Origin of the sequence: Vibrio sp. OPT41, from assembly GCF_015163595.1 — a bacterium.
Lineage (GTDB): Bacteria > Pseudomonadota > Gammaproteobacteria > Enterobacterales > Vibrionaceae > Vibrio > Vibrio alginolyticus.
In genome coordinates this window covers 1-26103 of the sequence record NZ_JADDYH010000036.1, presented here as the reverse complement: position 1 = coordinate 26103, position 26103 = coordinate 1, and the positions used below count along the sequence as shown (strand labels likewise).

Genomic DNA, 26103 nt, shown 5'->3' with positions numbered 1-26103 from the left:
TATGACAAACAAAACAAATAAGGTTGTCACTATTACGCTCAACCCAGCATTGGATTTAACAGGTTCAGTAAATGAACTAAACGTTGGTTCCGTGAGCTTAGTACAGCAAAGCAATCTCCACGCTGCTGGTAAAGGTGTCAACGTAGCAAAAGTATTGAGCGATTTAGGCGCAGACGTCACGGTTACCGGCTTTCTCGGTAAAGATAACCCTGAGCTATTTCATCAGCTTTTCAATGACATCAACGTTAAGAATGAATTTGTGGAAGTAAAGGGTGCCACTCGTATCAACGTTAAGCTGGTTGAGGCCAATGGCAACGTCAGTGATATCAACTTCCCTGGCGTTCAAGTAGCGGCCGACGAAATTACTCGCTTTGAGGAGACACTATTTCGTCTAGCGGAGACGCATGATTACTTTGTACTTGCAGGTAGCTTACCTGGAGGCGTAACCGCCGAACAATGCGCTGCATGGATAGAAGCACTGCATCAACAAGGCAAAAAGGTGTTGTTCGACAGTAGCAAAGCCGCATTGAAGTCAGGTATTGAGGCTCACCCATGGTTGATTAAGCCCAACGATGAAGAACTTGGTGATTTTGTTGGCGAACATCTAGCAACACCTGAACAATGCCAAGCTGCAGCGCAAACACTGAGCGACAAAGGCATAGAAAACATCGTGGTTTCTATGGGACCTGACGGTGTTATGTGGCTCAACCAAGGCGAATGGCTTAGTGCAAAACCGCCTCGAATGCATGTCGTGAGCACCGTTGGCGCAGGCGATACGCTGGTCGCTGGCTTGTGTTGGGGCCACATGCAACTGATGCCTAAAAACGATTTATTGCGCTTCGCTACGGCACTTTCTGCTTTGGCAGTTAGTCAAGTTGGCGTAGGGCTAACCAGTCAGGAAGAACTGGAAAATATCAAGCGACAAACTGAAGTTAGCGCGCTTTACCCTATTACAAACTTAGAACAAAACTAAGGAACAGAAGGTTATTGTATGAATATTGCCATTATTACTGCCTGTCCAAGCGGTGTAGCAAATAGCATCCTTGCGGCAGGATTACTAGAACAAGCCGCCGCAAAATTAAACTGGAATGCCAAAATAGAATGTCAATCAAGTGTGGTTGAACCAACACTATTGACGGAAGCTGACGTTGAACAAGCAGAAGTCATTGTCATTGCGGCAAATACTAGCGTCGACACTTCTCGTTTTGTAGGAAAAAAGGTTTACCAAGCGGAAATTAACGAAATAGCAAAAGACGCAACTGCGTTTCTCCAGCAAGCGGTTGAAAACGCCACTTTACTTGAAAAAGCAACCACACTTGCAGCCCCTATCACTGCAGATACAACATCAGCAGCGAAGAAAATTGTTGCAATCACCGCTTGCCCTACTGGCGTTGCGCATACCTTTATGGCGGCAGAAGCTTTAGAAGAAGAAGGCAAGCGTCGTGGCCATCAAATCAAGGTGGAAACTCGTGGTTCAGTTGGCGCTAAAAACCAACTGACTGAGCAAGAAATTGCAGACGCCGATCTGGTGATCATTGCTGCCGATATTGAAGTGCCACTTGATCGCTTTAACGGCAAAAAGATGTACCGCACGAAAACAGGCCCAGCTCTGAAAAAAACAGCCGAAGAGATGGACAAAGCATTCGAGCAAGCCACTGTGTATCAGCATTCTGGTTCAGCTAACTCTTCATCTACCACCGAAGAGAAAAAAGGCGCTTACAAACACCTAATGACGGGTGTTTCGCACATGCTTCCTGTTGTCGTTGCAGGTGGTTTGATCATCGCACTATCTTTCGTGTTCGGTATTGAAGCATTTAAAGAAGAAGGCACACTAGCAGCAGCCTTGATGAACATTGGTGGTGGCTCTGCATTCGCATTGATGATTCCTGTACTTGCTGGCTATATTGCGTTTTCAATCGCTGACCGTCCTGGTCTGGCTCCTGGTCTTGTTGGTGGTATGCTAGCAAGTTCTACTGGCGCAGGTTTCCTTGGCGGTATCGCGGCTGGTTTCATTGCTGGTTACGCAGCGAAACTCCTCGCAGATAAGGTGAAACTGCCACAATCGATGGAGGCGCTTAAACCGATTCTGATTATTCCATTTGTGGCAACATTGTTCACCGGACTTGTCATGATCTACATCGTAGGCGGCCCAGTTTCAGGCATCATGAACGGCCTGACTGACTTCCTAAACAACATGGGATCTGACAGTGCAGTACTACTGGGTATTATCCTTGGCGCAATGATGTGTTTCGACCTAGGAGGCCCGGTAAACAAAGCCGCTTACGCATTTGGTGTTGGCCTTTTGGCTTCACAAACTTACGCGCCAATGGCGGCAATCATGGCCGCAGGTATGGTTCCTGCGCTAGGTATGGGTTTAGCGACCTTCATTGCGAAGAACAAATTTGAACAAAATGAACGTGAGGCAGGTAAAGCATCATTTGTCTTGGGCCTTTGTTTCATCTCTGAAGGCGCAATTCCATTTGCTGCGAAAGATCCAATGCGCGTGATTCCATCTTGTATGGCAGGTGGCGCGCTTACTGGTGCCCTATCGATGCTATTCGGTGCGAAATTAATGGCACCACACGGCGGTCTATTCGTGCTGCTAATTCCTAACGCAATTTCACCAGTATTAATGTATTTAGTGGCTATTGCAGCAGGTACAGCGGTAACTGGCTTTACTTACGCATTCTTAAAAAGCAAAGCAGAAGCGAAACAAGAAGTCGCAGCTTAATTAGAGCGACTCCGGTTAACAATGCCACCCTCGAATTTGGCATTTAGCACCTCCCTTTAATTCCGGTTAAGGGAGGTGCTTTTTATTCCGCAGCCGGAACGGCTACAATGTCTACTTCCCCACTGCTCATATCCACCGTTGCTTGATAAGCGCTATGCGGGTCACCGTAGTGCTTGAAGGTAAAGTGGTAAACGTTAGCTGGCGTCCACAAGGTTTTTGATTCTGCGGGCAGAATGTCATAGCCGTCTTGCTGATAAAGCTCTGTCGCCATTACATTTGCGATTGCCGCCTGCTGGTTAGCGTCTCGATCCACCTTTGGCTCTAGTGACGGGTTACTTGGATAAGACTCACCGTTGTAACTCATGAGTCGATATGAGCCATTACTCCAAACGATAAAGTCCTGCCAACCATTACTGTAACTGTCGGCTAGTACAATAGGCGTGCGAGTTACCGACATTCGATTAATAACGTTTCCCTCATTATCAAACATATATGCAGAGCAGCCACCACTACCACAGAAATAGCGATCTTGAAGCAACACTATGTGTTCTGCCTTTCCGTCGCTGTTTAGGTCGGCGCTACCCGATAGATAACGTAGATTGTCTTGCTCGAGCGACAGCCCTTCAGGGGCTAAAACCTTACTATCAATCCAACTGGAAATGACTTCAGCACTAACACTGTTGACTTTAGGGGCAGGTTGTTTGGTTTCTGTCGGCATGCTATCCGTCGCGGTGCAGCCAACCAAGGTGAAAGAACCAACGAAGAAGAGTCCGTTTAATATGCGCTTATTCATGTAATCTCAATCTTTGATGTGTCGTTACATCAGTATACGCATGATTTGCATTGTAATCGTAAGAAAATCATTAAAATCAAGCAAATGAATGGTTTGGTATATATTAGTAAGATCAAAAAAGCCCCGAAGAAAACCTTCAGGGCTAGGCAGGAAGCTGGCAAATAGCCAGGAGTCCCTATGCAGTGGTCGGTTTTACCCTAAACAGAATTGCAAACATCACTGGCACCACTATCAGTGTCAGTACAGTAGCAAAACCAAGACCTGCCATAATCGTTATTGCCATCGAGCCAAAGAAGGCGTCGAAGACCAGTGGAATCATCCCCAAGATAGTTGTTAGGGCAGCCATACTTACCGGACGAACGCGGCTTATCGCACTATCGACAATCGCGAGGTAAGGATCTTTACCTGACTCCAACTCAAGGTTAATTTGGTCAAGCAACACAATACCGTTTTTCAAAATCATGCCACTTAGGCTTAACAAACCAAGGAATGCTGTAAAACTGAACGGCATGTTCGTGGTAAGCAAACCAAAAGCAACGCCAATGATAGCTAACGGAACGGTGAACCAAATGACCAACGGCTTTTTGATTGAGTTAAACAGTAAAATAGTAATGATGAACATCAACAAGTAACCCATCGGCAATGAACCGAATAGGCCTTCTTGTGCATCTTTGGATGATTCGTACTCACCACCCCATGTGATTTCGTATCCTTCTGGAACATGCAATGCCATCACTTTAGGCTGTACACGAGCAAATAAGCTTGCTGCCGTGTCGTCACTCAACACATCATGGTCCGCGAGAACGGTTAACGTACGCTTACGGTCACGGCGCTGAATTAGCGGCTCACTCCAATCCAGTTGAACGCCATCAATCACTTGATCAACCGGAATATACGTTTGCAACGAAGGACTCCAAATGGTCACGTTTTGTAGTGATTCAAAATCTACGCGTTCTTCTTCAGGAAGGCGTGTCATAATTGGCAACGTATGTGTACCATCACGCAAGTAACCTAAGGTGCTACCACCAAACGCCATTTGCAGTGTGCTTGAAAGATCTTCTTTCGAAATACCTAAGCGACGAGCTTTAGACTCATTGAAAACGGGTACAAGTTCCTTGGTGCGCTCTCGCCAATCGTGACGAATGTTTCGGGCACCAGGGTCGGTATGAAGGATGTCTTCAACTTGCACCGCCAAGTCACGTAAAACTTGTGGATCAGGGCCAGTAATACGCGCTTCGATCTTAGACGCTGGTGATGGACCAAATTCCATCAATTTAAACTGGAACGTAGGCGCATCAAATGTTTTCGCCAGATTCGCATCTAACTTATGCAGCAAACCAAACATTTTCTCACGATCAGTAGCGCGAACTTGGAACTGAGCGTACGCTTCGTAACTTTTTTCTGGTTGATAGGTTAAAGCAAAACGCTGTAGGCCCTGCCCAATCGAAGCAGAAACAAAGTCAATATCATCTTGCTGACGAATGTAGCTTTCGACCTCTTCAGCTTTTTTGATCGTTTCACGGATGTCAGTACCCTCTGGCATCCACATATCCACGTAGAACATCGGCGTATTCGATGGTGGGAAGAACTGCTGTTTTACATTACCAAATGCCACGACAGCACCCACTAATAGCGCCACCATGCCAGCAACGGTAAGCCAGCGGAATCGCAATGCAAATTTCAGCGATGCCCCAAATACGACAAACAACCAGCCTTTATAAGGATCATCTTCGCTAGTACTCTGCTCTTTGTTTTCCTCTTTCAACAAAAGATCGGCAAGGAAAGGCGTCAGTGTAATAGCGGTAATCCAGCTTAAAAATAGTGAGAAACACAGCACCCAGAATAGAGAGCCCATGAACTCACCTGTCGCATCTTGCGACAAGCCGATAGGTGCAAAAGCCGTAATTGCAATAACAGTTGCGCCCAACAAAGGCCATTGTGTTTGCTTTACAATATCGACAGCCGCTTGAACTTTGGTACGCCCTTTCTTTAGGCCAACTAATATGCCTTCCACGACAACAATCGCGTTATCAACCAGCATACCCAAGGCAATAATTAACGCGCCAAGAGAAATACGATGCAGTTCGATGTTGTTGTAATTCATCAAAATGAAGGTACCAAATACCGTCAATAACAACACAACTCCAATGATGACACCACTGCGTAAACCCATAGTAAACAGCAACACAATGATTACGATCGCCACTGCCTCCGCTAGACTAATTACAAACGCTTTAACAGATTCATCCACCTCATTGGCTTGGTTGTAAAAGTAGTTCATATCGATGCCAGCAGGCTTGATAGACTCAAGGCTCGCGAGCTCCGCATCCAAACGTTCACCAACCTCAACCACGTTCACACCCGATGCAAACGAGATACCGATATTAATCGCTTTTTGACCGTTAAAGAGTACGACGTTGCCTGGCTTCTCTTGAATACCGCGAGAAATCGTTGCTACGTCTTTTAGACGAATTAGATTTCCTGTGTCACGGCCATGAATGATCAGATTTTCTAGTGCTTCTACAGTGTTTAAGGTGCCGCTTGGGCGAATAACAAGGCTTTCGCCATTGACCATCACTTCACCTGCTGAAACCACATTGTTTTGCTGGTTCAACAAGCTCGAAACCACATTCATGTCTAAGTTCAGTGCAGCAAGGCGATCAAGTGAGATCTCAACGAATAGCATTTCTTGCTGATCGCCCGTAATGTCTACCTTACCAACACCATCAACAAGCTCGATTTCACGTGTCAGGTAATCCGCATAACGTTTCAGCTCTACATAGTCGTAATCGTCACCAGTGAGCATTAACATCACGCCATAAACGTCACCGAAATCATCAATGATCTGTAAAGACTGAACACCTTGAGGCAATGATGGTCGTAAATCATTAATTTTACGGCGCATTTCATCCCAAATTTGCGGCAGTTCATCAGGACCATAGTCCATTTCCATGCTCACCGTTATTTGAGACATACCATTAGAAGACGTAGAGGTAATTTTGTCGATATAAGGGAGTTTTCGAATCTCTTTTTCTAGAGGATACGTCAGTTCTTCTTCAACTTCTTTTGACGTCGCGCCAGGGTATGTTGAGATAATCATGGCATCTTTGATCGTAAATGCCGGGTCTTCTAATCGTCCAAGCTCCAAAAATGACGTTAAACCACCAACAGCAAGGATAATAATGAACAACCAGCTGATGACTTTGTTTTTTATTGAATACTCAGCAATGTTCATTATTGGTTATTCTCCACAACATCCACATGTTTACCTTCGCGTAATTTACGCAGATTTGAATTAATCAGAATATCGCCCTGGCTAACACCTGACGACACAATGGCTCCATTGCCATTCACTTGAGAAATCATGACAGGCACCCGTGTGACAATGTCACCTTCTTTTTTCCACACAAAGAACTCATTCCCTTCACTGCCTGCTTGAAGCGCCGTGACAGGAACACTGTAACCATCAATAGAGGTAATGCCCGCCTTCACCATATCGACCAAAACGCTTACGCTGGTTCCCGGTAATATCTCTGTTTTTGGCTGTGGCATCGTCAAGTACATTTCGTAGGTTTGAGTTTCAGCGTTGGGTTCACTTGTGTGCTCTAAATAGTCCAAAGCAAATCTGCCATCGATGCCGGAGAAGGTTGCTCTAGGCTTGTAGCTCATGCTGTCTGAGTTTGGGTCTACCATCGCTAAAACATTGTCGGAAAGCTCAATGCGCACGTAAACCAAATCGTTTTGGTATAGGTTTAACACGGGTTCACCAATTGCCACACGCTCAAAACGTTCTTTGAAAACATCAGATACTTTACCGGCGAACGGGGCGAATAAACGGGTGTAATTCAATTGATTGGTCGCGTTATAGAAAGTAGCCTCAGCTAGCTCTTTATTAGCGGTTAGCTCATCAAGTTCCGCTTTTGAAATCATTTGACGTGCATGCAAGTCTTCACCGCGTTTAAGCTGACGAATTGCAAGTGTGTATTGTGCTTCTGCGTCATTCACGGCTTGCTTCTCTTTGCTATCATCTAGCTTTGCGATCATTTGCCCCTGCTTCACAACGTCACCCGCTTTAACCAATACGTGCTGAACTTCCCCAGCGCGGCGAAATGCCATTGGCGTTTGCTCTGCAGGCACTACTATGCCTTTGAACGCGCGATGTTGACTTTGTACTGGTGCATCCACCGAGATAGTCGACACAAAAAGTGGCTGCTCGACGATAGCTTGGTTTTCATTTTTGCACCCCGTTAAAACTGCAAGTGCAATCGCAGAGATCGTAAATAGAGAACGTTTCATTAAATGCCTCCCTCACGAACCCAAGCTTTCACCACTTGTCCTTCAACCAGTCTCTCAACACCAGCAATAACAACGTAATCATTGTTATCAAGCCCGGCTTTCACACCACCTGCTGCGTCAAGTGACACAGTGACTTTATTGACCTGCTGCGTGCTTCTGTCCATTACCCAAACTTCACCTTGCGTCCCATTTTTGTTGACCCAAGCAGACTGAGGTAACGTCATCGCGTCCGATACATGTTGTTTAGCAATGTGTACCTGCCCTGTCATACCTGTCAGCAAATTGCGATCTTCTGGTCGAGTGATGGTCACGATCGCCTCATAACTATTGGTATCGATGTTTGGCTGTGTCGAAATTTCTTTAAATTGCCCAGGAATACGTTTTCCTGGCTCGCTATCCATCGTCACCCACATATCGGAGTTTTCCAGTGACTCAAGTGATACAGATTCCGCATAACTTACTGGCAAGGTGAACGACACATCCAACGTCGTGTTATCAATGAGATTCAAGATCTCCTGCTTCTCTGCTACTACCTGAAATGGGTTGACATAGGTATATGACACTATGCCATCAAACGGTGCGTGAATTTTGGTATAGCTCAAATCGGTTTTAGCTTGTTCGTAGTTCGCCAATACCGCTTTATATTGAGTTTCTTTCTGATCGTACTCATCAGTACTAATGAGTTTTTTTCCGTAAAGGTTTTTCGAGCGGTCCCATTGTGTTTTCGCTAACGCGTACTGCGCTTGAGCGGCATCTAACGCAAGCTGAAGATCTTTAGGGTCTAACGTTGCGAGCACTTCACCTTTTTGGACCTTTTGACCCATGCGTACACGTAATTCATCTACCTCTCCACCAACCTGAAAAGAAAGCTGCGCGCGATGTGTTGCATCAATACGCGCTAAAAAGGCGTGCGAGTCTTCAAGTTCTAGGTCTTTCACCGCCAGTAATTTTACAGGTTTGATTAAAGGTTCAGACGGCTCAGAAATGGCTTTATTACACCCAGTTAGCATCCCAGAAAGACTTAATGTCACCACTGCGCCAACTAAAGTGCGCTTTAAATATTGTTTTCGCACCCGCTTTCTCCGTAGGTTTTATATATTACACAGCCGTGCAGTATAAGCAGAATTTGAAATTGATCAACATATTTTCCAGGTGGATAGCAAATTAATTAGTCAAAGCGTTCGGTTTCTGGTAAAAGTAAGCGCGTGATTAATATTCGGGAAAATTCGAACTATGAATGAAAGAAAGCAGGGGCGTAGAAGTGCTGAAGCAGCAGAACAAACTAAGTGTCTGATCCTTAAAGTGGCAGCAGATATGTTTTGTGAACTTGGTTACGAGCGTGTCTCGCTGCGCAATATCAGTGAAAAGGCTGGTGTTTCACATAGTTTGATCCGTCACCACTTCGGCAGCAAAGAGAAAATCTGGCAAGCGGTTAGCGATGCAATGGACGAGTTCATGCAGTGCTATATGGCTGAACTCATCAATGAAATGCCGGAGAACACACCTTCGAATAGAAAAATTTATCTGTTTATGGTTCGCATGCTAGCATTTGCTCTCGTCAATCCTCATCCAGTACAGATGATCGCCGATGCCATTCGACAAGGCGATGACGGTGCTCTGCTGCAGTATTTCTTAAAGTCAAAAGATGAGTTCGCTGCGATATTTACCGGAATTTTCGAGCAGTACAACAGCGAAAACCCTAATGCACAGTTTGATCAGTGGGAATCAAAATGGCAAATGTTGATCTTCGCACATGGTGCTGTCAGTCTCGCGCCAATGATGCAAGAAACATGGCCGGATATCGCAGATAATCGCGAAAAACTGCTGATCAAGCATTGGGAATTGTTTAATACCATTATGGCCTCTCAATTTGGGATCGCAAAAGAAGAGATGATTCATCCGGAAAAGCTTGAAGATATCGTTATTGATATGTGCTGTACTATTGATGAAGCAGTAAACTAAAAGCAAACAAGCGAAAAGAAGACATAAAAATGCCGAGCTACAAAGCTCGGCATTTTTGTTTCAATTCGTTTTAACCACGGTAGTAGCGTTGTGGTACGAACGGCATTTTTTCAACTGTCATTGGTAGCATTTTGCCACGCACTTCAGCGAACACTTCAGTACCAATCGCCGCCAAATCCGCACGAACATACCCCATTGAGACTGGCTTACCTGCATTCGGGCCCGCCGTACCGCTGGTTACAACGCCAATTTTAACGCCGTCAGCATCAAACAGTTCAACACCTTCACGCACTGGCGCTTTGGTTTGACCTACTAGACCCACACGCTTACGCGCCACATCTTTAGTCTCAATCTGCTTAAGAATAATGCCTGCACCAGGGAAACCACCTTCACGTTCACCACCAATACGACGAACTTTTTGGATACCCCATAGCAAGCTCGCTTCAACAGGTGTTGTTGTTGTGTCTAGGTCATGACCGTATAGACAAAGGCCACACTCAAGACGAAGTGAATCACGAGCACCAAGGCCAATCCATTCAACTTCATCTTCCGCAGTCAGTTTACGTGCTAGCTCTTCCGCTTTGTCAGCAGGAACCGAGATTTCGTAACCGTCTTCGCCTGTATAACCACTACGAGAAACAATGCACTCGGCGCCTAAAATATCGACTTTACGAATATCCATGAACAGCATTTCAGAAACTTCTGGTGCAAAACGCGCCAATACAGCCGCCGCTTTAGGGCCTTGGATTGCAAGTAGAGCTCGGTCTTCGATAATTTCTAGCTCAACACCAGATGGTAAATGCGCTTGTAGGTGTGCGATATCTCGCGCTTTACATGCTGCGTTCACAACCACAAACAGATGATCGCCTAGGTTAGCCACCATCAAGTCGTCCATGATGCCGCCCTCTTCATTAGTGAAAAAAGCGTAACGCTGTTTACCAGACTCAAGATCCACAATATCCACTGGGACTAATGTTTCTAGGAACGCAGCTGCACCGTCACCAATTAGGCGAAGCTGTCCCATGTGAGAAACATCAAACAGACCTGCCGCATCACGAGTATGTAAGTGTTCCTTCTTTACGCCTAGAGGATACTGAACAGGCATATCGTAACCCGCGAACGGGACCATTTTGGCACCAACTTCAACGTGAAGTGCGTGTAGTGGTGTTTTCAGTAGTTCTTGAGTCATTTTCGTCTCCATTTAGATAGACCCGAGAATGCTATCGGCATTCGATGTGTTTCCAATAATAAACATGGCTCATTCTATTTTGCACGAACAAGACGTAGATCGACTTGCAAAAGTGTGACTCTTAACATTTTAATCACAACAAATCGTACAAAAAAAGCGCTTTAATGAGCAAGTTCTCATCAAAAAAGCGCCTTTTCATCATAACGACCACCAACAGCAATCGTTTGCTTTCACTATAGGAAATTTACAAGTATTTATCACTATTTGGCTGTCACCCACAAAATGAGCGCATCTTCCTCGCTAACACTGGTCAACATATGTCCCATATTTGCATCGTAATAAACGCTGTCTCCCTCGCTTAAAACAACAGGTTCGTAAAACTCAGAATAGAACATAACCTCGCCAGATAAGATAAGTAAAAATTCTTCGCCGTCATGACGAACCCAGTCTTTATATTCATCAAAACTACGAGCTCGAATTTGGCTCTTAAACGGCATCATTTTCTTATTGGAAAGTTGTGTCGCGAGCAGTTCATGTTCATAGGTTTGTGTTGGGTGTGGTTTACCTTCATTCTTCTTGGTAACATCCCTGCGCCCTGTCGCTACCTTTTTTCTAGGTGGCTCAAAGAGTTGTGGCATGTCAATTTGTAAGCCTAGTGCCAATTTTTGCATCGCTTGAAACGTCGGGGAGATCTGCTCATTTTCTATTTTGCTCAGTGTAGATCGAGCAAGTCCGGTTCGCTGACTCGCTTCTTCTAATGTGATACCGAGTTTCGAGCGGATATCCTTAATACGCTGGCCCAGTTTTAACGGCTCGATATTTTGGTCATGTTGCTCTTTTGCCAACGTCATCGATGGGTATTCATCGTAAATACTTTCTGCCATAAATCCCTCTATAGATATCCATATTTTTTGTCTTACTCGCATTGTGCATGAAGCACATAGTGGATAGAAGTCCACCAAGTGAATTAAAGCGTGCTCTTGTTAACAAATTTTGAAATCTTGTTTCCTATAGGAAATTTTTGGTTGATTGTTCCCGTCACAGGCGCTATGTTACCAACTTGTTAGATGTAGAGATGCATATTTCCGTAAGAGATTGGTAAAGGAAACACGCAATCCAACGGAGTTTTTGCCCAAATTTAGGGCCGGATGTTCACTCTGTTCTGCTACGCAGTTCAGCTGTTTTTGAGGACAAATGAACCACAACCGCAAATCATAACTCATCTATTGCGGGTTCATTTTCAGATTTGGAAGGTCAACTACCATGAATAAGAGTTACCCTAACCACAGCTTGGAAAACTTTTTCTCTACCAACCTCTCTGCGACAGATGATGCTGTCTTTGCTGGAATTCAAGCGGAATCCGCTCGCCAAAACGAACAAATCGAACTTATCGCTTCTGAGAACATCGTGTCTAAAGCGGTAATGCAAGCTCAAGGCACGTGCCTAACAAACAAATACGCTGAAGGTTACCCAGGTCGCCGTTACTATGGTGGTTGTGAGCACGTAGATACAGTGGAAGCCATTGCTATCGAACGCGCAAAAAAACTTTTCAATTGTGAATACGCAAACGTTCAACCACACTCAGGCGCACAAGCAAACGGCGCAGTAAAGCTGGCACTGCTTCAACCTGGTGACACCATTCTTGGTATGTCTTTAGACGCAGGTGGTCACCTGACGCACGGCGCACGCCCAGCACTTTCTGGTAAATGGTTTAATGCAGTTCAATACGGTGTTGATCGCGAAACACTGGAAATCAACTACGAAGATGTTCGTGAGCTAGCACTTGAGCACCAACCTAAAATGATCATCGCAGGTGGTAGCGCCATTCCACGTACTATCGACTTTGCAAAATTCCGTGAAATCGCAGACGAAGTAAATGCAATTCTTATGGTCGACATGGCGCACATCGCTGGTCTTATCGCAACAGGCGCACACCCTAGCCCACTGCCACACGCACACGTTGTTACGACTACAACACACAAAACATTGCGTGGCCCTCGCGGCGGTATGATTCTTACTAACCACGAAGACATCATTAAGAAAATCAACTCAGCCGTATTCCCTGGCCTACAAGGTGGCCCACTGATGCACGTTATCGCAGCCAAAGCGGTCGCATTTGGTGAAGCGCTTGGCCCTGAATTTAAAACTTATATTGATTCGGTGATCAATAACGCAAAAGTCCTAGCGGAAGTATTGCAAACTCGCGGTTGCGACATCGTAACTGGTGGTACAGACACGCACCTAATGCTGGTTGACCTTCGTCCGAAAGGGTTGAAAGGCAATAAAGCAGAAGAAGCTCTAGAGCGTGCTGGGATCACATGTAACAAAAATGGCATCCCATTCGATACAGAGAAGCCTATGATTACATCGGGCATCCGTTTAGGAACGCCTGCGGGTACAAGCCGCGGCTTTGGCGCTGAAGAATTCAAACTCATCGGTAATTGGATTGGTGACGTACTGGACGGTTTAGTGAACAACCCTGAAGGTGACGCAGAAGTTGAAAAACGCGTTCGCAAAGAAGTAAAAGAACTTTGCAGTCGCTTTCCTCTATACCAGTAAACGATTTTTTTGAAATCATAATAATTCCTGACAAGTTATTCGGAGATTAAGCAATGGACAAAACACTGAAGTTTGCAGATAGCCACGAGTGGGTACGTGACAACGGTGACGGCACAGTAACAATTGGTATTTCTGAGCATGCACAAGAAATGCTAGGTGACGTGGTATTCGTTGACCTACCAGACGTAGAAGACGAAGTTGAAGCAGGTGAAAGCTTCTCTCTCGTTGAATCTGTAAAAGCAGCGTCAGACATCTACGCACCAATCACTGGTGAAATCGTAGAAATCAATGAAGAACTAGAAGACAGCCCAGAGCTAATTAACGAAGAGCCGTACGAAGGTGGCTGGATCGTAAAAGTGAAGATGTCTGATGTATCTGAACTAGATAACCTGAAAGACGCAGACGAATACCTAAACTCTATCGAAGAAGAGTAATTAGGATGTGACGAAAGCTGTTCCCTAGCCTGTTTAGAGAACAGCTTTTTTTCTAGGTTCGGACGTATAATTTAATTTATCAGTAACGCAAATCCGTTACCCGAACCAAGGAGTAGGTAAAGGACAATGACTGAATTACTTCAAAGCCTCAGCACACAAAACGAGTTCGTTGCTCGCCACAATGGACCAAACAAATCTGACCAACAGAAAATGTTGGAAGCGATCAACGCAGTTAGCCTAGATTCGCTTATCGACGAAACCGTACCAGCACAAATTCGCCTAGAGCAACCAATGAGCTTGGCAGAAGCGAAAAGCGAAGCAGACATGCTGGCAGCAATGCGTAAGTTCGCCGATCAGAACCAAGTTAAACGTACATTCATTGGTCAGGGTTACTACAACACCTTCACGCCGAACGTGATTCTACGCAACGTGATGGAAAACCCGGGCTGGTACACCGCTTACACCCCTTACCAACCAGAGATCTCACAAGGTCGTTTAGAAGCACTTCTAAACTACCAACAAATGGTGATGGATCTTACTGGTATGGAAATCGCGAACGCGTCATTGCTCGATGAAGCAACGGCAGCAGCAGAAGCGATGACACTTTGTAAGCGTGCGGGTAAAAGCAAGAGCAACGTATTCTTCGTTGCTGACGACGTTCACCCACAAACCATCGAAGTGGTAAAAACTCGTGCGAAATTCATCGGCTTTGAAGTCTTGGTTGGTTCTTTAGAATCACTACCAGAGCAAGACGTGTTCGGCGCACTAGTTCAATACCCAAGTACAACAGGTGAAGTTCGTGACCTAACGGACATCATCGCTAAAGCGCAAGCAAACAAAACACTAGTGACTGTAGCAACGGACCTTCTTGCTTCTACCCTACTTAAACCTGCAGGTGAAATGGGCGCAGACGTAGCAATCGGTTCAGCACAACGTTTTGGCGTGCCGATGGGTTACGGCGGTCCACACGCTGCTTTCATGGCAACGCGTGATAAGCACAAGCGTACAATGCCTGGCCGTGTTATCGGTGTTTCTATCGATACCAATGGTAACCAAGCACTGCGTATGGCAATGCAAACGCGTGAACAGCACATCCGTCGTGAAAAAGCGACATCAAACATCTGTACTGCTCAAGCACTGCTAGCGAACATGGCGTCTTTCTACGCGGTTTACCACGGCGCAGAAGGTCTACGCACTATTGCTCGTCGTACACACCACATGACAGCCATCCTAGCCGCTGGCCTAACTAAAGGCGGCTTCGAGCTTGCTCACAACAGCTTCTTCGACACCATCACTATCAACACAGGTGCACAAACTGAAGACCTATACGCGAAAGCACTAGCCGCAGACATCAACCTACGTAAGTTGGGTACTCAGCTAGGTGTGAGCTTCGACGAAACTACAACCGTGGCAGATGTAGAAGCCCTATTCGCAGTATTCGGTGTGAAAGAAGAAGTCGCAGCACTATCAACTGAAATCGCAGGCAACGAGTTTGCAGCCATTCCAGAAGCATTGCGCCGCACAACAGAATATCTAACACACCCTGTGTTTAACACGCACCACAGCGAAACACAGATGATGCGTTACCTAAAACAGCTAGAGAACAAAGACTTCTCACTCACGCACGGCATGATCCCACTGGGCAGCTGTACGATGAAGCTGAACGCAGCAGCAGAGATGATTCCAGTAACTTGGCCTGAGTTTGGTTCGATCCACCCGTTCGCACCAGCAGAACAAGCAGCTGGTTACGCTGCACTCGCAAAAGACCTTAAAGAAAAGCTATGTGAAATCACTGGCTATGACGCATTCTCACTACAACCAAACTCTGGTGCATCGGGTGAGTACGCAGGTCTTATCGCGATTCAACGCTACCACGAAAGCCGTGGCGAAGGTCACCGCAACGTATGTTTGATCCCAAGCTCTGCGCACGGTACTAACCCTGCGACAGCATCTATGGTGTCAATGAAAGTGGTTGTGGTTAAGTGTGATGAAGAAGGCAACATCGACATCGACGACCTAGCAGCGAAAATCGAGAAACACAAATACAACCTATCAAGCATTATGATCACTTACCCTTCGACGCACGGCGTTTACGAAGAGAAAGTGAAAGAAGTGTGTGAAATGGTTCATGCCGCCGGTGGTCAGGTTTACCTAGACGGCGCTAACATGAACGCGCAGGTTGGTCTAACATCACCAGGCTTCATCGGTTCAGACGTTTCTCACCTAAACCTACACAAAACCTTCTGCATCCCGCACGGTGGTGGCGGTCCGGGTATGGGTCCTATCGGTGTGAAATCTCACCTAGCTCCTTTCTTACCAGGGCATATTGAAGACGGTGTAGAAGGCGCAGATTTCGCAGTATCAGCAGCAGATATGGGTAGCGCTTCTATCCTGCCTATCTCTTGGGCTTACATCGCAATGATGGGCGAAGCTGGCCTAACAGATGCTACAAAAGTAGCAATTCTGAACGCAAACTACGTGATGGAAACACTTCGCCAACACTACCCTGTTCTTTACCGTGGCAAAAATGGCCGCGTAGCGCACGAATGTATTATCGACATTCGTCCGCTGAAAGAAGAAACAGGTATCAGCGAAGAAGACATCGCGAAGCGTCTAATGGACTACGGTTTCCACGCACCAACTATGTCGTTCCCTGTAGCGGGCACGCTAATGGTTGAGCCAACGGAATCGGAAGATCTAGAAGAGCTAGACCGCTTCTGTGATGCGATGATCGCTATCCGCGAAGAAATGGAGAAAGTGAAAAACGGTGAATGGCCACTGGATAACAACCCACTTGTTAACGCGCCACACACACAAGTTGATCTTTCAGCTGAAGATTGGGACCGCCCTTACTCTCGCGAGATTGGCTGCTTCCCGTCTAAAGCGACCAAATCTTGGAAGTACTGGCCAACGGTAAATCGCGTAGATAACGTATACGGTGACCGTAACCTAATCTGTTCATGCCCAAGCATCGATAACTACGAAGATTAATTTTTGTAGAATCTAAATAAACAAAGGCGAACCGATTGGTTCGCCTTTGTTTTTGGTGTGCCGCCCTAACATTTGTTGATACATCGAGAAGGAATGATGGCTAGTTATTGTTTGCACAAAAGTGATTTAGAAATACAGTGACTTCTGAGAACCTTTGAATTAGCACTAATATCTCAGAGCCTTAAAAGCTTGTTGGAAACTCCTCATGAACACTATGTTATGCAGGTGCTATGTAGTTTCTAGTTCAGTTGCAGTAAGTCCCATTTATTACCATAGAGATCTTGGAACACCACCACTGTCCCGTATTCTTCCACACGAGGCTCTTCATTAAATACAACACCATTTTTCTTCATCAACTCGTAGTCACGCCAAAAATCATTAGTTTGCAGAAACAGGAAAACACGGCCACCTGTTTGATTTCCTACTGCATGCGTTTGCTCCGGTGTACTCGCTTGAGCTAAAAGTAGGTTTGTACCATTGGAGTTTGGAGGAGAAACTTGAACCCAGCGTTTACCACCACCTAGGTTGGTATCTTCAACCAGAGTGAATTGAAGTTTTCGAGTATAGAATTCGATAGCATCGTCGTAATTTTCAACGACTAGAGCAATGTTTCCGATTTGCTGCTGAACAGTTTTGGCCATGATGATTTCCGCTGTGTCAAAACGCTAATTGTACGCTATTTTGAGACTTTTCTAGAAAGCACGTAACGCCTTGCAAATGTTTAAGGCACACAATACGAATGTTTACGCACAGCGCCTTTGCCACTAGAACCTACAAACAATATAGCTACCACAAGTGTCGAATCTTGATTGAGCAACTCATCAAAGCCTTAGCTATAACTCAAGAGCAAATCTCTAACCTAATAACGAAGGCTGCTCGTATACCACGGTATTATAGTTCTTCTAGTTTTCCCTTAGCTAAATCTTCTTGTTGCTTAAGGAACATGAAGAAGTTTGCCTCACTGATAAACGGGTTACCGCTTGTGCCGAGCTTCTTCCTATTTTCAAAAAGGAAATTTTTATGTGGATGGTTCGAAAGGTTAACGTTCACAATAGGTGCCTGTAGTGAAATTTTTCTAATTTTCTCCATGCTAGTCAGGAACTGGCCAATAACTTCTGGATCATTGCTACTTACGCTATGCCCACCAACGATAAAAGCACGATATTGTTCGCCATTATCTTCAACAGTGAAGTCTAAGGAATAATCACCTTCCGTGTGGCCAGGTGTGAGATAGAACTTAAACTCATGTCCACCAATAGCCATAGAGCTATCGCTTTTTATCTCTATGTCTAAATTTGGAGGAAGGAACTTGTTCTCACCTTCGCTTTTGTTTGATTGCTGTATAGATAGTTCATGAGCGCTTTTGGTCATCACAACTTTGGAACCATACTTCTCTTGAAGTAACTGGGCGCCTCCAACATGGTCAGAATGCCCATGAGTTACCAATATGTGCGTTATTGGCTTATCTTTTAGCCCTAGCTTTTCTAGGTTGATAGGTATCCACTCAGAGTAAGGGAAATCAAGCGTATCAATGATAACCAGTCCGTCGTCTGTAGCAATGGCATATGATGAGACCCACTTGTCTCCTACATAATAGACATTATCAAACATTTGAAATGGTTCTACATAACCGTTCTTATCATTCATTGCTGGAACATATTGACTTAAAGAAGCAAAAGACGAAGCACTTAAAAGTAAACCTACAACAATTTTTTTCACGAAATCACACACAAATATATCCTTAATAATTTCTTATAGAACCTCGCGGATGAGAAAGCTCTAAACGATTTTCAGACGCAAATACAACTGCAAATACTTTCTACTTAGCTTTAGTTTTAGCTGACCGAATCACTTGTAAACTCGAATCCCATTAACTGCCTATGTATTCATGATTCTTTTAGAGGTTAAATAAATGAACTCAATTGAAGCAGAGTCATGAAGCTTCAATTGAGGTTACCGGCACAGCACAATGTGATAAACCTCTTTCAAGCAAACATTTGAATGCGATTTTTCCAATTTAAGACATGTTCAATAAATGCATCAACTCTTGCAGGCCTTTTATCGCGGTCTCGATACATAATGAATACTTCTTTACCCGAGCATTGCCATTCTGGCAACAAAGGCAGCAGGTTATGTTGATCATGATTTAGCTCATGAAAGTAATAGGTTGGAATCCACGCAATTCCTAAACCATGGATGACGGCGTCTCTAACTAGCAGTACATCATTTGAAGTGAATTGAAACTTTAGCGGATGATCAAATGTTTCATTGGTGATTTGATTAACTAATTTCCATTGGCTGTCGTTGTTTACCGTAATTAGGCGATGATGAACAAGTTGTTCTGGATGGGTAATCGGTTGGTGTTGTTCTAAATAGCTTCGTGATGCACAAAGCGCAAATGGAATCGACCATAATTTCTGAGCAATCCAGTCTTGTTCAATAAGATCACCAAGACGAAAACTAACATCGACACGGTTAGATACAAGATTGATTTTTTCATTCTGTACATCTAAATCGATACATATCTTCGGATGTTGCTCTGCAAATTCATAAACGCACCGCTTTAACCACATCTGTGTCATGTTAATTGGCGCTGATATTTTGATCGTTCCGCTTAAAGACTGACGCTCAGTCGCAATTCTCGATGTCACATTATTTAAGCTAAGAAGTAACGGCTCACAGAGTTGATAATATTTTTCGCCATCAGTTGTTAACGCAAAGTGGTGTGCACTGCGGTTAAATAGTCTGCAATTTAAGTTTATTTCCAGCCTTTTTAACTTCCGGCTTAGCGTGGCTAACGGGACATTAAGACGCTCAGATGCTTGTGTTAGGCTTTGATAGCGAGCAACAGAAACGAATAACAAAAGGTCATCCAAAGAGTGACGTTCCATATTTGGGATTAACCCTCTTAAATTTGGCTATTAAAAATCAAATATGAAATATATAGCATTATCGCGTCAAGTTAATTTTTATCAGGAAGATCTATGTCTAAGCATTTATCAATTTGGTGCGGTGTTGTTGTCGCTATCTTTTTTTGGTCTAGTAACTTTAACGTAATAAAGGCTATTAATAGCGATGTCTCTCCTTTGGATTCAGCGACGTTACGATTTTCCGTTGCAGCTTTAATACTCTTAATGATAAGAGGTACTAAACGCTCTCCATATGGAGCCAAACTCACACGAAAAAGTATGTTGTCGTTGTTTGTTATAGCAACCGTGGGTGTAACTATCCAAAACTTCTCTATTTTCTCTGCAATGAGATTTACTACCCCAGTTAACGCAGCGGTTGTTCAGGCAAACCTACCACTTGTCACTATCTTGTTGTCGGGCTTTATTCTCAAGACTTCCATTTCGGTTAAAACTATTTTAGGTGCACTAATCAGTTTTTGTGGAGTGGTAATCGTCATTACAGGGGGAAATATTCATTCTATTAGCAGCAATAGTAATATTGGTGATCTATACATGTTATTTGCTTTAATTAGTGGGTGTTTATACACAATTCTAGCGAAGCGTTTAACATCTCATATCCCAGTAACTCAGCAGTTACGTTGGGTGTTAAGTATTGGTGCCATTCAAATGGTCGCTATAGCGATGTACCACGGCGACTTTAGCCGTAGCTTAAATGCCATAACATTTAAAGACCTAGCATTAATAGCTTACATGAGCCTGTTTGGAACTTTGATTGCTTATTACTTTTGGATGAAAGGCGCTATCGTTCTTGGTCCAGATAAGATGTCTCCATTATTTAATATTATGCCGGTATTCACTCTACTGATTTCGTTCATTTCTGGTGAGCAGGCTCAATGGGAAAATGTTTTAGGCGTCTTTATCGTTGCGGCTGGTGTGTATATAGGTAACTCAGCACCTTTTGCTCGTTTACGGAAGGTGGTGGAGTAAAAATAGACGCCAACCTTAAGTCCATTATTTAGAGCAATACTTTGTTAATTGGCATAAGTTTTCTTGGTTTCCAATAGGTACACTTTTCGCTTTCGTCGTTCACTCTTTTATCTAACTTTATTGAGTACATGTCGAAAATCTTCAATCTTTTGCTAAGAGCGTTTTTTACTATGTAAAAAACAGAGGAGAATGACCATGAAGAAACGACTCAACTATATTGAAGTAGCGCCAAAAGCAATAGAAATCCTATACGCTCAGGAGGCTTACTTCCATGAACAATTTAGCCAATCAGAAACCATGAACATGATCATATGGGAACTGGTTAAGTTACGCATATCGCAAATCAATCAATGCGCATTTTGTATCGACATGCATAGTAAAGATGCGCTTCAGTTAGGTGAAAAGCCGGAACGCATATGGGGGCTTAGTGCATGGAAAGATATGCCATTCTACAGCGATGCAGAACACGTTGCACTAGGCTGGGCTGAACTACTAACTGCTGGCCTACCAGTAGATGATGATACCTATCAGCTGACCTTGAATACCTTTGGAGAAGAAGCTATGGTCAACCTAACAATTGCGATCAACGCGATCAATAGTTGGAACCGAATAGTTAAGGCATTTAAGCCAAAGGTTGGAGTCTATAAACCTCGATAATTCTATTTGACGGTTCTTACTTGTAAGCCGCTGCTTATACCTCAACTTAATAGGATGAAAAGTACATGTGTATCACTTTCTCATTTAAGTTGAGGTTAAATAGGATGATTCATTTGAACTTAGAATTTGATATTTTAAAACCTCAAAAGGCTTTAGCTGGCTATGTTCAAGCCATTTGGTCAGCATCCGTCAAACCTGATACGACGCAAACCGTACGTAAACAATTACTCAGTGATGCTGGTACAGGTGTGGTATTCATTTTACAGAATGAAGTACAAATGGATGGTGAGTGGCAAACGCCAGGGGTTGTCCTACTGCCTATAAGCATTCTGGCACATCAGGTCTGCCTACCGCCAGGCGCGGTGATGACTGGCGTACGCTTTCATCCTGCTGTTGGTTATCAACTATTTGGTAAACGTCTAGAACAGCTATTGCGGATTCAAGACGACCACCCTTTGGCTTCTTCTGCGCTAGCAACATTTGAGTCTCTGCAAACAGCGCGTTCGCCATATGCAAGGATTTCTACGTTATATCGCTGGGTTCAAACACTGATTGAGGAATATGAACCGCAGTATGTCGGCCACATTATTGACCAACCTACAGGGACCATCAGTCAGCGCCAGAGAGAGCGCAATTTTCAGAAATGGTTGGGGATTACTCCTAAACATTACCAACGCATTAAACGAGTGAAGCACACTTTAGAGCAACTCCGAGCGCAACCCGATCTTACTTTATCGGAGTTGGCGCTGGAGCAAGGTTTTTCCGATCAAGCACACATGACTAGAGAGTGTAAGCAGATTGCGCGCATGACACCGAAGCAGTATGTCCGAAAGAGAAACCTCTAAACCTTATTAGCTTTCTACATCAAACCCCATTGATTCAGAATCGACCATATACTTGTTACAATGTTCGATCATATATCACCTACTTTTTCGAGCGCTCATTCCAGCTTGATGTGAGTTGGTTAGCTCGCTTTTGATGCCGCGTGCCGCTCTACCATAAACGCGATCACTTCTTCGTTTAAGCAAGATTTGCTGATGTATTGGCGTTGTTTACCAAGGTGAAGGATAAAGCCCAAATCAGTTTGTTCGAGTTGGTCGATATCATTGATAGCTAGGTAGAGTTGGTAATCATGCTGTTCAACACGGCCACAGTATTCAGTGCCTCGGTCAGTCAAAATTCTCAGTATTAGCATAGGTCGAGCTCCAACGTGGAAGTATTCTCTCTGGGTGCTTTTCTAAGGTTGTTAGGACTTTTCTTACTGGCTCTAGTCAACTAAAGCTTGTGCTTGCTTATCTGTCATCGGACTCTCAACATCCTTTAACACCACCCAACGAAGAGCTTTTTGCGTGCCATTGTTTTCGAGCGTCATCAACAGCTCGTGTAAATAAATGCACTACATGGAACCAGTCGAGAGTAACATTCGCTTTCGGAAGCTCATCTTTGACACCACTCCAACCTGCCCAGGCACATCGATGAGCTTTATAGTGAACTCGAGGTATTTTCGCTGTGATATAGCAATGGTGCTGAAAAAGTTGAGATGGCGCCATGTTTTATCGGTTATAAAAAACAACCATCTGCGCGGTGGCTATTGTTAACTGATCTTCATGATAAGAATTCAGAATGAGACAATGAGTATGCAAGCTTACGAAATGGACGTGGATAAGTACTTTAACGAATAGCTCGGTATTTTTTGCCAGAGGGAGTCTACTTATGTTTAACCCATGAAAGTAATAGACATGTCATTTACATTATTTTTTAAAGTATGCCTAGATATAAGCTTTGACATGACTTATTTGTGAGAATTGGGGCGGTCCTAGGCTAGCACTTGAGAGCATTAGGACATAGTATCGTCTCACGCGTGGATATGGGTTGACCTATGTACAATATTGGTAAACAAATGACTAAAATACTGGTTTCCCTTATGAGTGCCACAATATTATTGCTCTCAACAGGTTGTAACGCAGATATGTTTAATTTCTTCAAATCAAAAAAGTTTCAATACATACTTAGCTCAGAGATCACTGGTCGCTTATACTTAGACGGGAAAGCGTTTACTAGCGAGGTAGTTTATCTACACACAGCTTTTTCTAAAAACCGTTATATCACCGAGACAATTACGTCAGAAAATGGTTATTTTCATTTCGAACCTACATACCACTATCAGACGTTTAAAGAACCTGCCCTTCATGAATCCTCTAGCTACATTGGTATTTACATTTTTGTAGATGGCAAAAAATACTACTTACTAGAGGCTCGCTTTTCTGACGTGAAACCCTATGGATTTATTTCAGATAATCTTCTTGATTTAAGTTGTGAGATTAATTCGGACGAATATCGTTACTTTTTTAAAAATAAATTTGTTGAGAATGGCCTCGATCTTGAAATTATTAGTAGGTGTGATTTGAAAGGATTTTCTGAAAAAATATTACTAAATAAGGACACGTAATGGCAAAGTTAACACCAAAAATGGCTTCAGAAATAGCGGATATTCCTTACAAAGCTTATGAAAATAATGGCCGTTTTATCATGCCGGGCAAAAACAGTTTTTCAAATCACTTTTCTTTTTCTGAAAATGATGTATTTGATGGTTTTACAGGCGGTGTAGCGGGTTTATCCAATGTACCGGTATTGCGTAAAGTTATCCCTGGCTTGATGAGAACTTCAGAGGCGTTTGCAGTGGTTGGCACTGGTAAAGGTTCTACATTTGAGAATGAAATTGTCATTTCAATTCGAGGAACACAAAATGCTAATGATTGGATCACAAATGCGAATATAGGGGTGAAAGGATCACCAAACGGTTCGCCCGCTCATGCTGGTTTCAACAATTGTTTTCAAAGTCTTAGCCCCAAGTTGAAGCAGTATATTATGCAGATGAATCCTAAACCAAAACGTATACATTGCGTTGGGCACAGCTTAGGTGGAGCGCTCGCATCACTTTGCGCTGATTGGGTGCGTAGTGAGATGAAGGTCAGAACCACCTTATACACCTTTGGCGCTCCTAGAGTTGGTCTGGAAGCATACGCACGCTCATCGGAAAAGCTAAACGATGGTGTTTATCGATGTACGCATGGTGCTGATCCTGTACCAAAAATACCGCTTTGGCCATTTATTCATGCTCCAATCTCAACAGGCGAGTACCGCTTGGACTCTGGCACTGGATTAAGCATATCAGCCCATTTGATGGCAAGAAACAAAAATCCGGGTTACTTAAACACTGCTTCCTCGGATTCTTGGGGAGCGTTGAAGAGGAAATCGAATGACCACTTATTTACCCCTATCCGTCTAAAGTATGAGCAACGAAATCAAGCTTCTTTTTCGGAGTATTGGGCAGATAGAATACAGGGCGCACTTATCACCTATTTGAAAGATGTGGCTCTTTTGTCAACGGTAACGATTCAAGCAGGCGTGATTGCTGGCTTGACCTTTTATGATTGGCTTTCAAGAAAGCTAGAAGCCGTTGCTAAATCATCTAAGCGCAATGAAGAGCAACTAAAAGGCTTATTAGGCCATATGCTTGTTTTTGCCGGTCACTATGGGACCATCATTGAGGATCTATCCGCCCGATTCATTAGATGGGTTTTCGAAAGAACCATTGGACGACTAGTCAGAGTATCTAAACAAGCGATATCGTTGCTAAGTTAACCTAACCATTGCAATGGCATAGTAACGTGAGTGCTTAGTTAGAGGTGAACTCATCAGCTCATAAGTTAACTGGTGACATTGACATAACGCCGCTAAATGGGATTCTTATTAAGCACTTTTTAGATGAAACTTTCTAACCAAATCGGGTCGCGATTTATCAAAACGAATTTGAAAATAATGAATTTTTCACTATTTTCAAATTCGTGATTAGGAGCCAAAATGTAGGTTTACAGTTTCAACTGTTTTTGGATTTCTGTTGGAAAAGTAACTTAAACAATTGACATTAAATAGATTTAATGGGAAATAGCTCTTACAAAACCCGAACTGCGCTCCCTTCCAAGCTGATGATGATGTAGGTTCGATTCTCGCTGTACACTCCATTCTCATAGGCTACTTTCCCTAAAACTTCGAACGCCTCCCATGGGGCTCGAATCGCAATCCCATGGATAGCCCCCTCAAATCGAATAAGTTTCTTCCGCATAGAAGTTACCTTTAGACGCATAAGTCCAACACTGGCCACATGAACTTTATTAGGGAAAATCCAACAAACTAACGAATGTCAAACCTTTGCCGGACATAGTAATCGAGCAAAAAATGCTCTAGAAGTTGGCGTCATCACTGTAGGCTCACAATAAACTATCTCATTGTCACTTTTTTGGTTCAGTTTACACACTAACTCCGCAGCACACTTAAGGAGTCCATATACTGGAAAGACGCAACCAGAAACACCGAGTGTAGTGGTTCAGATTTTGAGTCTGAATCAGAGCTACCCCATAAGCATCAAACCCTAAGATCAAAAAAGCAAACCCACGGACTCGCTTTTTTTGTTAGCTCTGTGCCGTCCTAAATAAAGTTGACACTTTCCACCCCCAAAATTGGAGAGTGTTATGAAATCAACAACTAAAAGAACTCAGCGCGATTACTCCCTCGCTTTTAAACTCACTGTAGTT

Annotated in this window: 21 protein-coding genes and 2 pseudogenes; 11 read left to right on the top strand and 12 right to left on the bottom strand. The window is 43.9% G+C overall.

What is annotated here, in order from left to right:
* Position 1: 1 nt before the first annotated feature.
* Together pfkB and fruA are read left to right on the top strand one after the other, a co-directional pair.
* Positions 2-973: a 1-phosphofructokinase gene (gene pfkB, locus IQP38_RS14445; RefSeq protein WP_017634191.1), complete on the top strand. Its 972-nt coding sequence runs from the start codon at positions 2-4 to the stop codon at positions 971-973.
* Positions 974-991: 18 nt separating this feature from the next.
* Positions 992-2731, top strand: a complete 1740-nt coding sequence (gene fruA, locus IQP38_RS14440) for a PTS fructose transporter subunit IIBC (RefSeq protein ID WP_017820962.1) — start codon at positions 992-994, stop codon at positions 2729-2731.
* A gap of 82 nt (positions 2732-2813) precedes the next feature.
* Here fruA and IQP38_RS14435 read toward each other — a convergent pair whose 3' ends face one another.
* The 4 genes from IQP38_RS14435 to IQP38_RS14420 form a co-directional block, all read right to left on the bottom strand.
* Complete coding sequence (locus IQP38_RS14435) at positions 2814-3524, bottom strand: hypothetical protein (RefSeq protein ID WP_005376411.1); 711 nt, start codon at positions 3522-3524, stop codon at positions 2814-2816.
* 175 nt (positions 3525-3699) lie between these two features.
* Positions 3700-6759 carry an efflux RND transporter permease subunit gene (locus IQP38_RS14430; protein WP_193837688.1) on the bottom strand — a complete coding sequence of 1020 codons (3060 nt, stop codon included), beginning with the start codon at positions 6757-6759 and terminating at the stop codon, positions 3700-3702.
* The gene (locus IQP38_RS14425) at positions 6759-7820 is read right to left on the bottom strand and encodes an efflux RND transporter periplasmic adaptor subunit (RefSeq protein ID WP_054576014.1); all 1062 of its coding nucleotides are present in this window, start codon (positions 7818-7820) and stop codon (positions 6759-6761) included. The genes IQP38_RS14430 and IQP38_RS14425 overlap by 1 nt, the downstream gene beginning before the upstream one ends.
* On the bottom strand, positions 7820-8893 hold the full coding sequence (locus IQP38_RS14420) for an efflux RND transporter periplasmic adaptor subunit (RefSeq protein ID WP_193837687.1): 1074 nt from the start codon (positions 8891-8893) through the stop codon (positions 7820-7822). Before IQP38_RS14420 ends, IQP38_RS14425 begins: the two co-directional genes overlap by 1 nt.
* A gap of 160 nt (positions 8894-9053) precedes the next feature.
* Between IQP38_RS14420 and vdeR the strand changes: the two genes are divergently transcribed.
* Positions 9054-9782: an efflux transporter transcriptional repressor VdeR gene (vdeR, locus tag IQP38_RS14415; protein ID WP_017820966.1), complete on the top strand. Its 729-nt coding sequence runs from the start codon at positions 9054-9056 to the stop codon at positions 9780-9782.
* 70 nt (positions 9783-9852) lie between these two features.
* On the opposite strand, the gene gcvT is transcribed toward vdeR, so the two are convergent.
* Both gcvT and IQP38_RS14405 read right to left on the bottom strand, forming a co-directional pair.
* Complete coding sequence (gene gcvT / locus IQP38_RS14410; protein WP_054576016.1) at positions 9853-10971, bottom strand: glycine cleavage system aminomethyltransferase GcvT; 1119 nt, start codon at positions 10969-10971, stop codon at positions 9853-9855.
* A 260-nt stretch (positions 10972-11231) separates the two neighbouring features.
* The gene (locus IQP38_RS14405) at positions 11232-11855 is read right to left on the bottom strand and encodes a helix-turn-helix domain-containing protein (RefSeq protein ID WP_005376429.1); all 624 of its coding nucleotides are present in this window, start codon (positions 11853-11855) and stop codon (positions 11232-11234) included.
* A 379-nt stretch (positions 11856-12234) separates the two neighbouring features.
* Here IQP38_RS14405 and IQP38_RS14400 point away from each other — a divergent pair, with 379 nt between their 5' ends.
* From IQP38_RS14400 to gcvP, 3 genes are all read left to right on the top strand, one after another.
* Entirely contained in the window at positions 12235-13530 is a 1296-nt protein-coding gene (locus tag IQP38_RS14400) for a serine hydroxymethyltransferase (protein ID WP_005376430.1), read from the top strand.
* Between the two features lie 53 nt (positions 13531-13583).
* Complete coding sequence (gcvH, locus tag IQP38_RS14395; protein ID WP_005376432.1) at positions 13584-13964, top strand: glycine cleavage system protein GcvH; 381 nt, start codon at positions 13584-13586, stop codon at positions 13962-13964.
* Positions 13965-14090: 126 nt separating this feature from the next.
* Positions 14091-16955, top strand: coding sequence for an aminomethyl-transferring glycine dehydrogenase (gcvP, locus tag IQP38_RS14390; RefSeq protein WP_054576017.1), 2865 nt, complete (start codon positions 14091-14093; stop codon positions 16953-16955).
* Positions 16956-17194: 239 nt separating this feature from the next.
* Here gcvP and IQP38_RS14385 read toward each other — a convergent pair whose 3' ends face one another.
* The 3 genes from IQP38_RS14385 to IQP38_RS14375 all read right to left on the bottom strand — a co-directional run bounded on the left by IQP38_RS14385 (position 17195) and on the right by IQP38_RS14375 (position 19846).
* Entirely contained in the window at positions 17195-17596 is a 402-nt protein-coding gene (locus IQP38_RS14385) for a VOC family protein (RefSeq protein ID WP_137282666.1), read from the bottom strand.
* A 250-nt stretch (positions 17597-17846) separates the two neighbouring features.
* Positions 17847-18674: an MBL fold metallo-hydrolase gene (locus IQP38_RS14380; protein WP_025998578.1), complete on the bottom strand. Its 828-nt coding sequence runs from the start codon at positions 18672-18674 to the stop codon at positions 17847-17849.
* A gap of 266 nt (positions 18675-18940) precedes the next feature.
* Positions 18941-19846, bottom strand: coding sequence for a LysR family transcriptional regulator (locus tag IQP38_RS14375; protein WP_033906526.1), 906 nt, complete (start codon positions 19844-19846; stop codon positions 18941-18943).
* 93 nt (positions 19847-19939) lie between these two features.
* On the opposite strand from IQP38_RS14375, the gene IQP38_RS14370 reads away from it, so the two are divergent.
* From IQP38_RS14370 to IQP38_RS14360, 3 genes are all read left to right on the top strand, one after another.
* A complete protein-coding gene (locus IQP38_RS14370) occupies positions 19940-20851 on the top strand; it encodes a DMT family transporter (RefSeq protein ID WP_193837686.1) in 912 nt (303 codons plus the stop codon).
* A 195-nt stretch (positions 20852-21046) separates the two neighbouring features.
* Positions 21047-21508 carry a carboxymuconolactone decarboxylase family protein gene (locus IQP38_RS14365; RefSeq protein ID WP_042520770.1) on the top strand — a complete coding sequence of 154 codons (462 nt, stop codon included), beginning with the start codon at positions 21047-21049 and terminating at the stop codon, positions 21506-21508.
* A 104-nt stretch (positions 21509-21612) separates the two neighbouring features.
* Positions 21613-22353: a helix-turn-helix domain-containing protein gene (locus IQP38_RS14360; protein WP_170960428.1), complete on the top strand. Its 741-nt coding sequence runs from the start codon at positions 21613-21615 to the stop codon at positions 22351-22353.
* A gap of 119 nt (positions 22354-22472) precedes the next feature.
* Here IQP38_RS14360 and IQP38_RS14355 read toward each other — a convergent pair.
* Positions 22473-22625, bottom strand: a pseudogene (locus IQP38_RS14355) (YcxB family protein); the annotation flags it as partial.
* A gap of 277 nt (positions 22626-22902) precedes the next feature.
* Positions 22903-23058: pseudogene (locus tag IQP38_RS27040) on the bottom strand (hypothetical protein); the annotation flags it as partial.
* Between the two features lie 350 nt (positions 23059-23408).
* Between IQP38_RS27040 and IQP38_RS14340 the strand changes: the two are divergent.
* On the top strand, positions 23409-23957 hold the full coding sequence (locus IQP38_RS14340) for a DUF6795 domain-containing protein (RefSeq protein ID WP_228010072.1): 549 nt from the start codon (positions 23409-23411) through the stop codon (positions 23955-23957).
* Positions 23957-25153 (top strand): lipase family protein, encoded by a 1197-nt coding sequence (locus IQP38_RS14335; RefSeq protein WP_104980635.1) that lies wholly within the window; start codon positions 23957-23959, stop codon positions 25151-25153. The genes IQP38_RS14340 and IQP38_RS14335 overlap by 1 nt, the downstream gene beginning before the upstream one ends.
* A 310-nt stretch (positions 25154-25463) precedes the next feature.
* Here the strand turns inward: IQP38_RS14335 and IQP38_RS14330 are convergent, their stop codons facing one another.
* A complete protein-coding gene (locus IQP38_RS14330) occupies positions 25464-25634 on the bottom strand; it encodes a hypothetical protein (protein ID WP_193837685.1) in 171 nt (56 codons plus the stop codon).
* Positions 25635-26103: the final 469 nt, after the last annotated feature.

Bases quoted from the DNA above. Each gene is read 5' to 3' on its own strand.
- IQP38_RS14375 (WP_033906526.1), bottom strand. From the start codon at position 19,846: ATGGAACGTCACTCTTTGGATGACCTTTTGTTATTCGTTTCTGTTGCT.
- gcvH (WP_005376432.1), top strand. From the start codon at position 13,584: ATGGACAAAACACTGAAGTTTGCAGATAGCCACGAGTGGGTACGTGAC.
- gcvT (WP_054576016.1), bottom strand. From the start codon at position 10,971: ATGACTCAAGAACTACTGAAAACACCACTACACGCACTTCACGTTGAA.
- IQP38_RS14385 (WP_137282666.1), bottom strand. From the start codon at position 17,596: ATGGCCAAAACTGTTCAGCAGCAAATCGGAAACATTGCTCTAGTCGTT.
- IQP38_RS14330 (WP_193837685.1), bottom strand. From the start codon at position 25,634: ATGCGGAAGAAACTTATTCGATTTGAGGGGGCTATCCATGGGATTGCG.
- IQP38_RS14365 (WP_042520770.1), top strand. From the start codon at position 21,047: ATGAAGAAACGACTCAACTATATTGAAGTAGCGCCAAAAGCAATAGAA.
- IQP38_RS14335 (WP_104980635.1), top strand. From the start codon at position 23,957: ATGGCAAAGTTAACACCAAAAATGGCTTCAGAAATAGCGGATATTCCT.
- IQP38_RS14435 (WP_005376411.1), bottom strand. From the start codon at position 3,524: ATGAATAAGCGCATATTAAACGGACTCTTCTTCGTTGGTTCTTTCACC.
- IQP38_RS14400 (WP_005376430.1), top strand. From the start codon at position 12,235: ATGAATAAGAGTTACCCTAACCACAGCTTGGAAAACTTTTTCTCTACC.
- IQP38_RS14425 (WP_054576014.1), bottom strand. From the start codon at position 7,820: ATGAAACGTTCTCTATTTACGATCTCTGCGATTGCACTTGCAGTTTTA.
- gcvP (WP_054576017.1), top strand. From the start codon at position 14,091: ATGACTGAATTACTTCAAAGCCTCAGCACACAAAACGAGTTCGTTGCT.
- pfkB (WP_017634191.1), top strand. From the start codon at position 2: ATGACAAACAAAACAAATAAGGTTGTCACTATTACGCTCAACCCAGCA.
- IQP38_RS14370 (WP_193837686.1), top strand. From the start codon at position 19,940: ATGTCTAAGCATTTATCAATTTGGTGCGGTGTTGTTGTCGCTATCTTT.
- IQP38_RS14340 (WP_228010072.1), top strand. From the start codon at position 23,409: ATGACTAAAATACTGGTTTCCCTTATGAGTGCCACAATATTATTGCTC.
- IQP38_RS14360 (WP_170960428.1), top strand. From the start codon at position 21,613: ATGATTCATTTGAACTTAGAATTTGATATTTTAAAACCTCAAAAGGCT.
- fruA (WP_017820962.1), top strand. From the start codon at position 992: ATGAATATTGCCATTATTACTGCCTGTCCAAGCGGTGTAGCAAATAGC.
- IQP38_RS14430 (WP_193837688.1), bottom strand. From the start codon at position 6,759: ATGAACATTGCTGAGTATTCAATAAAAAACAAAGTCATCAGCTGGTTG.
- vdeR (WP_017820966.1), top strand. From the start codon at position 9,054: ATGAATGAAAGAAAGCAGGGGCGTAGAAGTGCTGAAGCAGCAGAACAA.
- IQP38_RS14405 (WP_005376429.1), bottom strand. From the start codon at position 11,855: ATGGCAGAAAGTATTTACGATGAATACCCATCGATGACGTTGGCAAAA.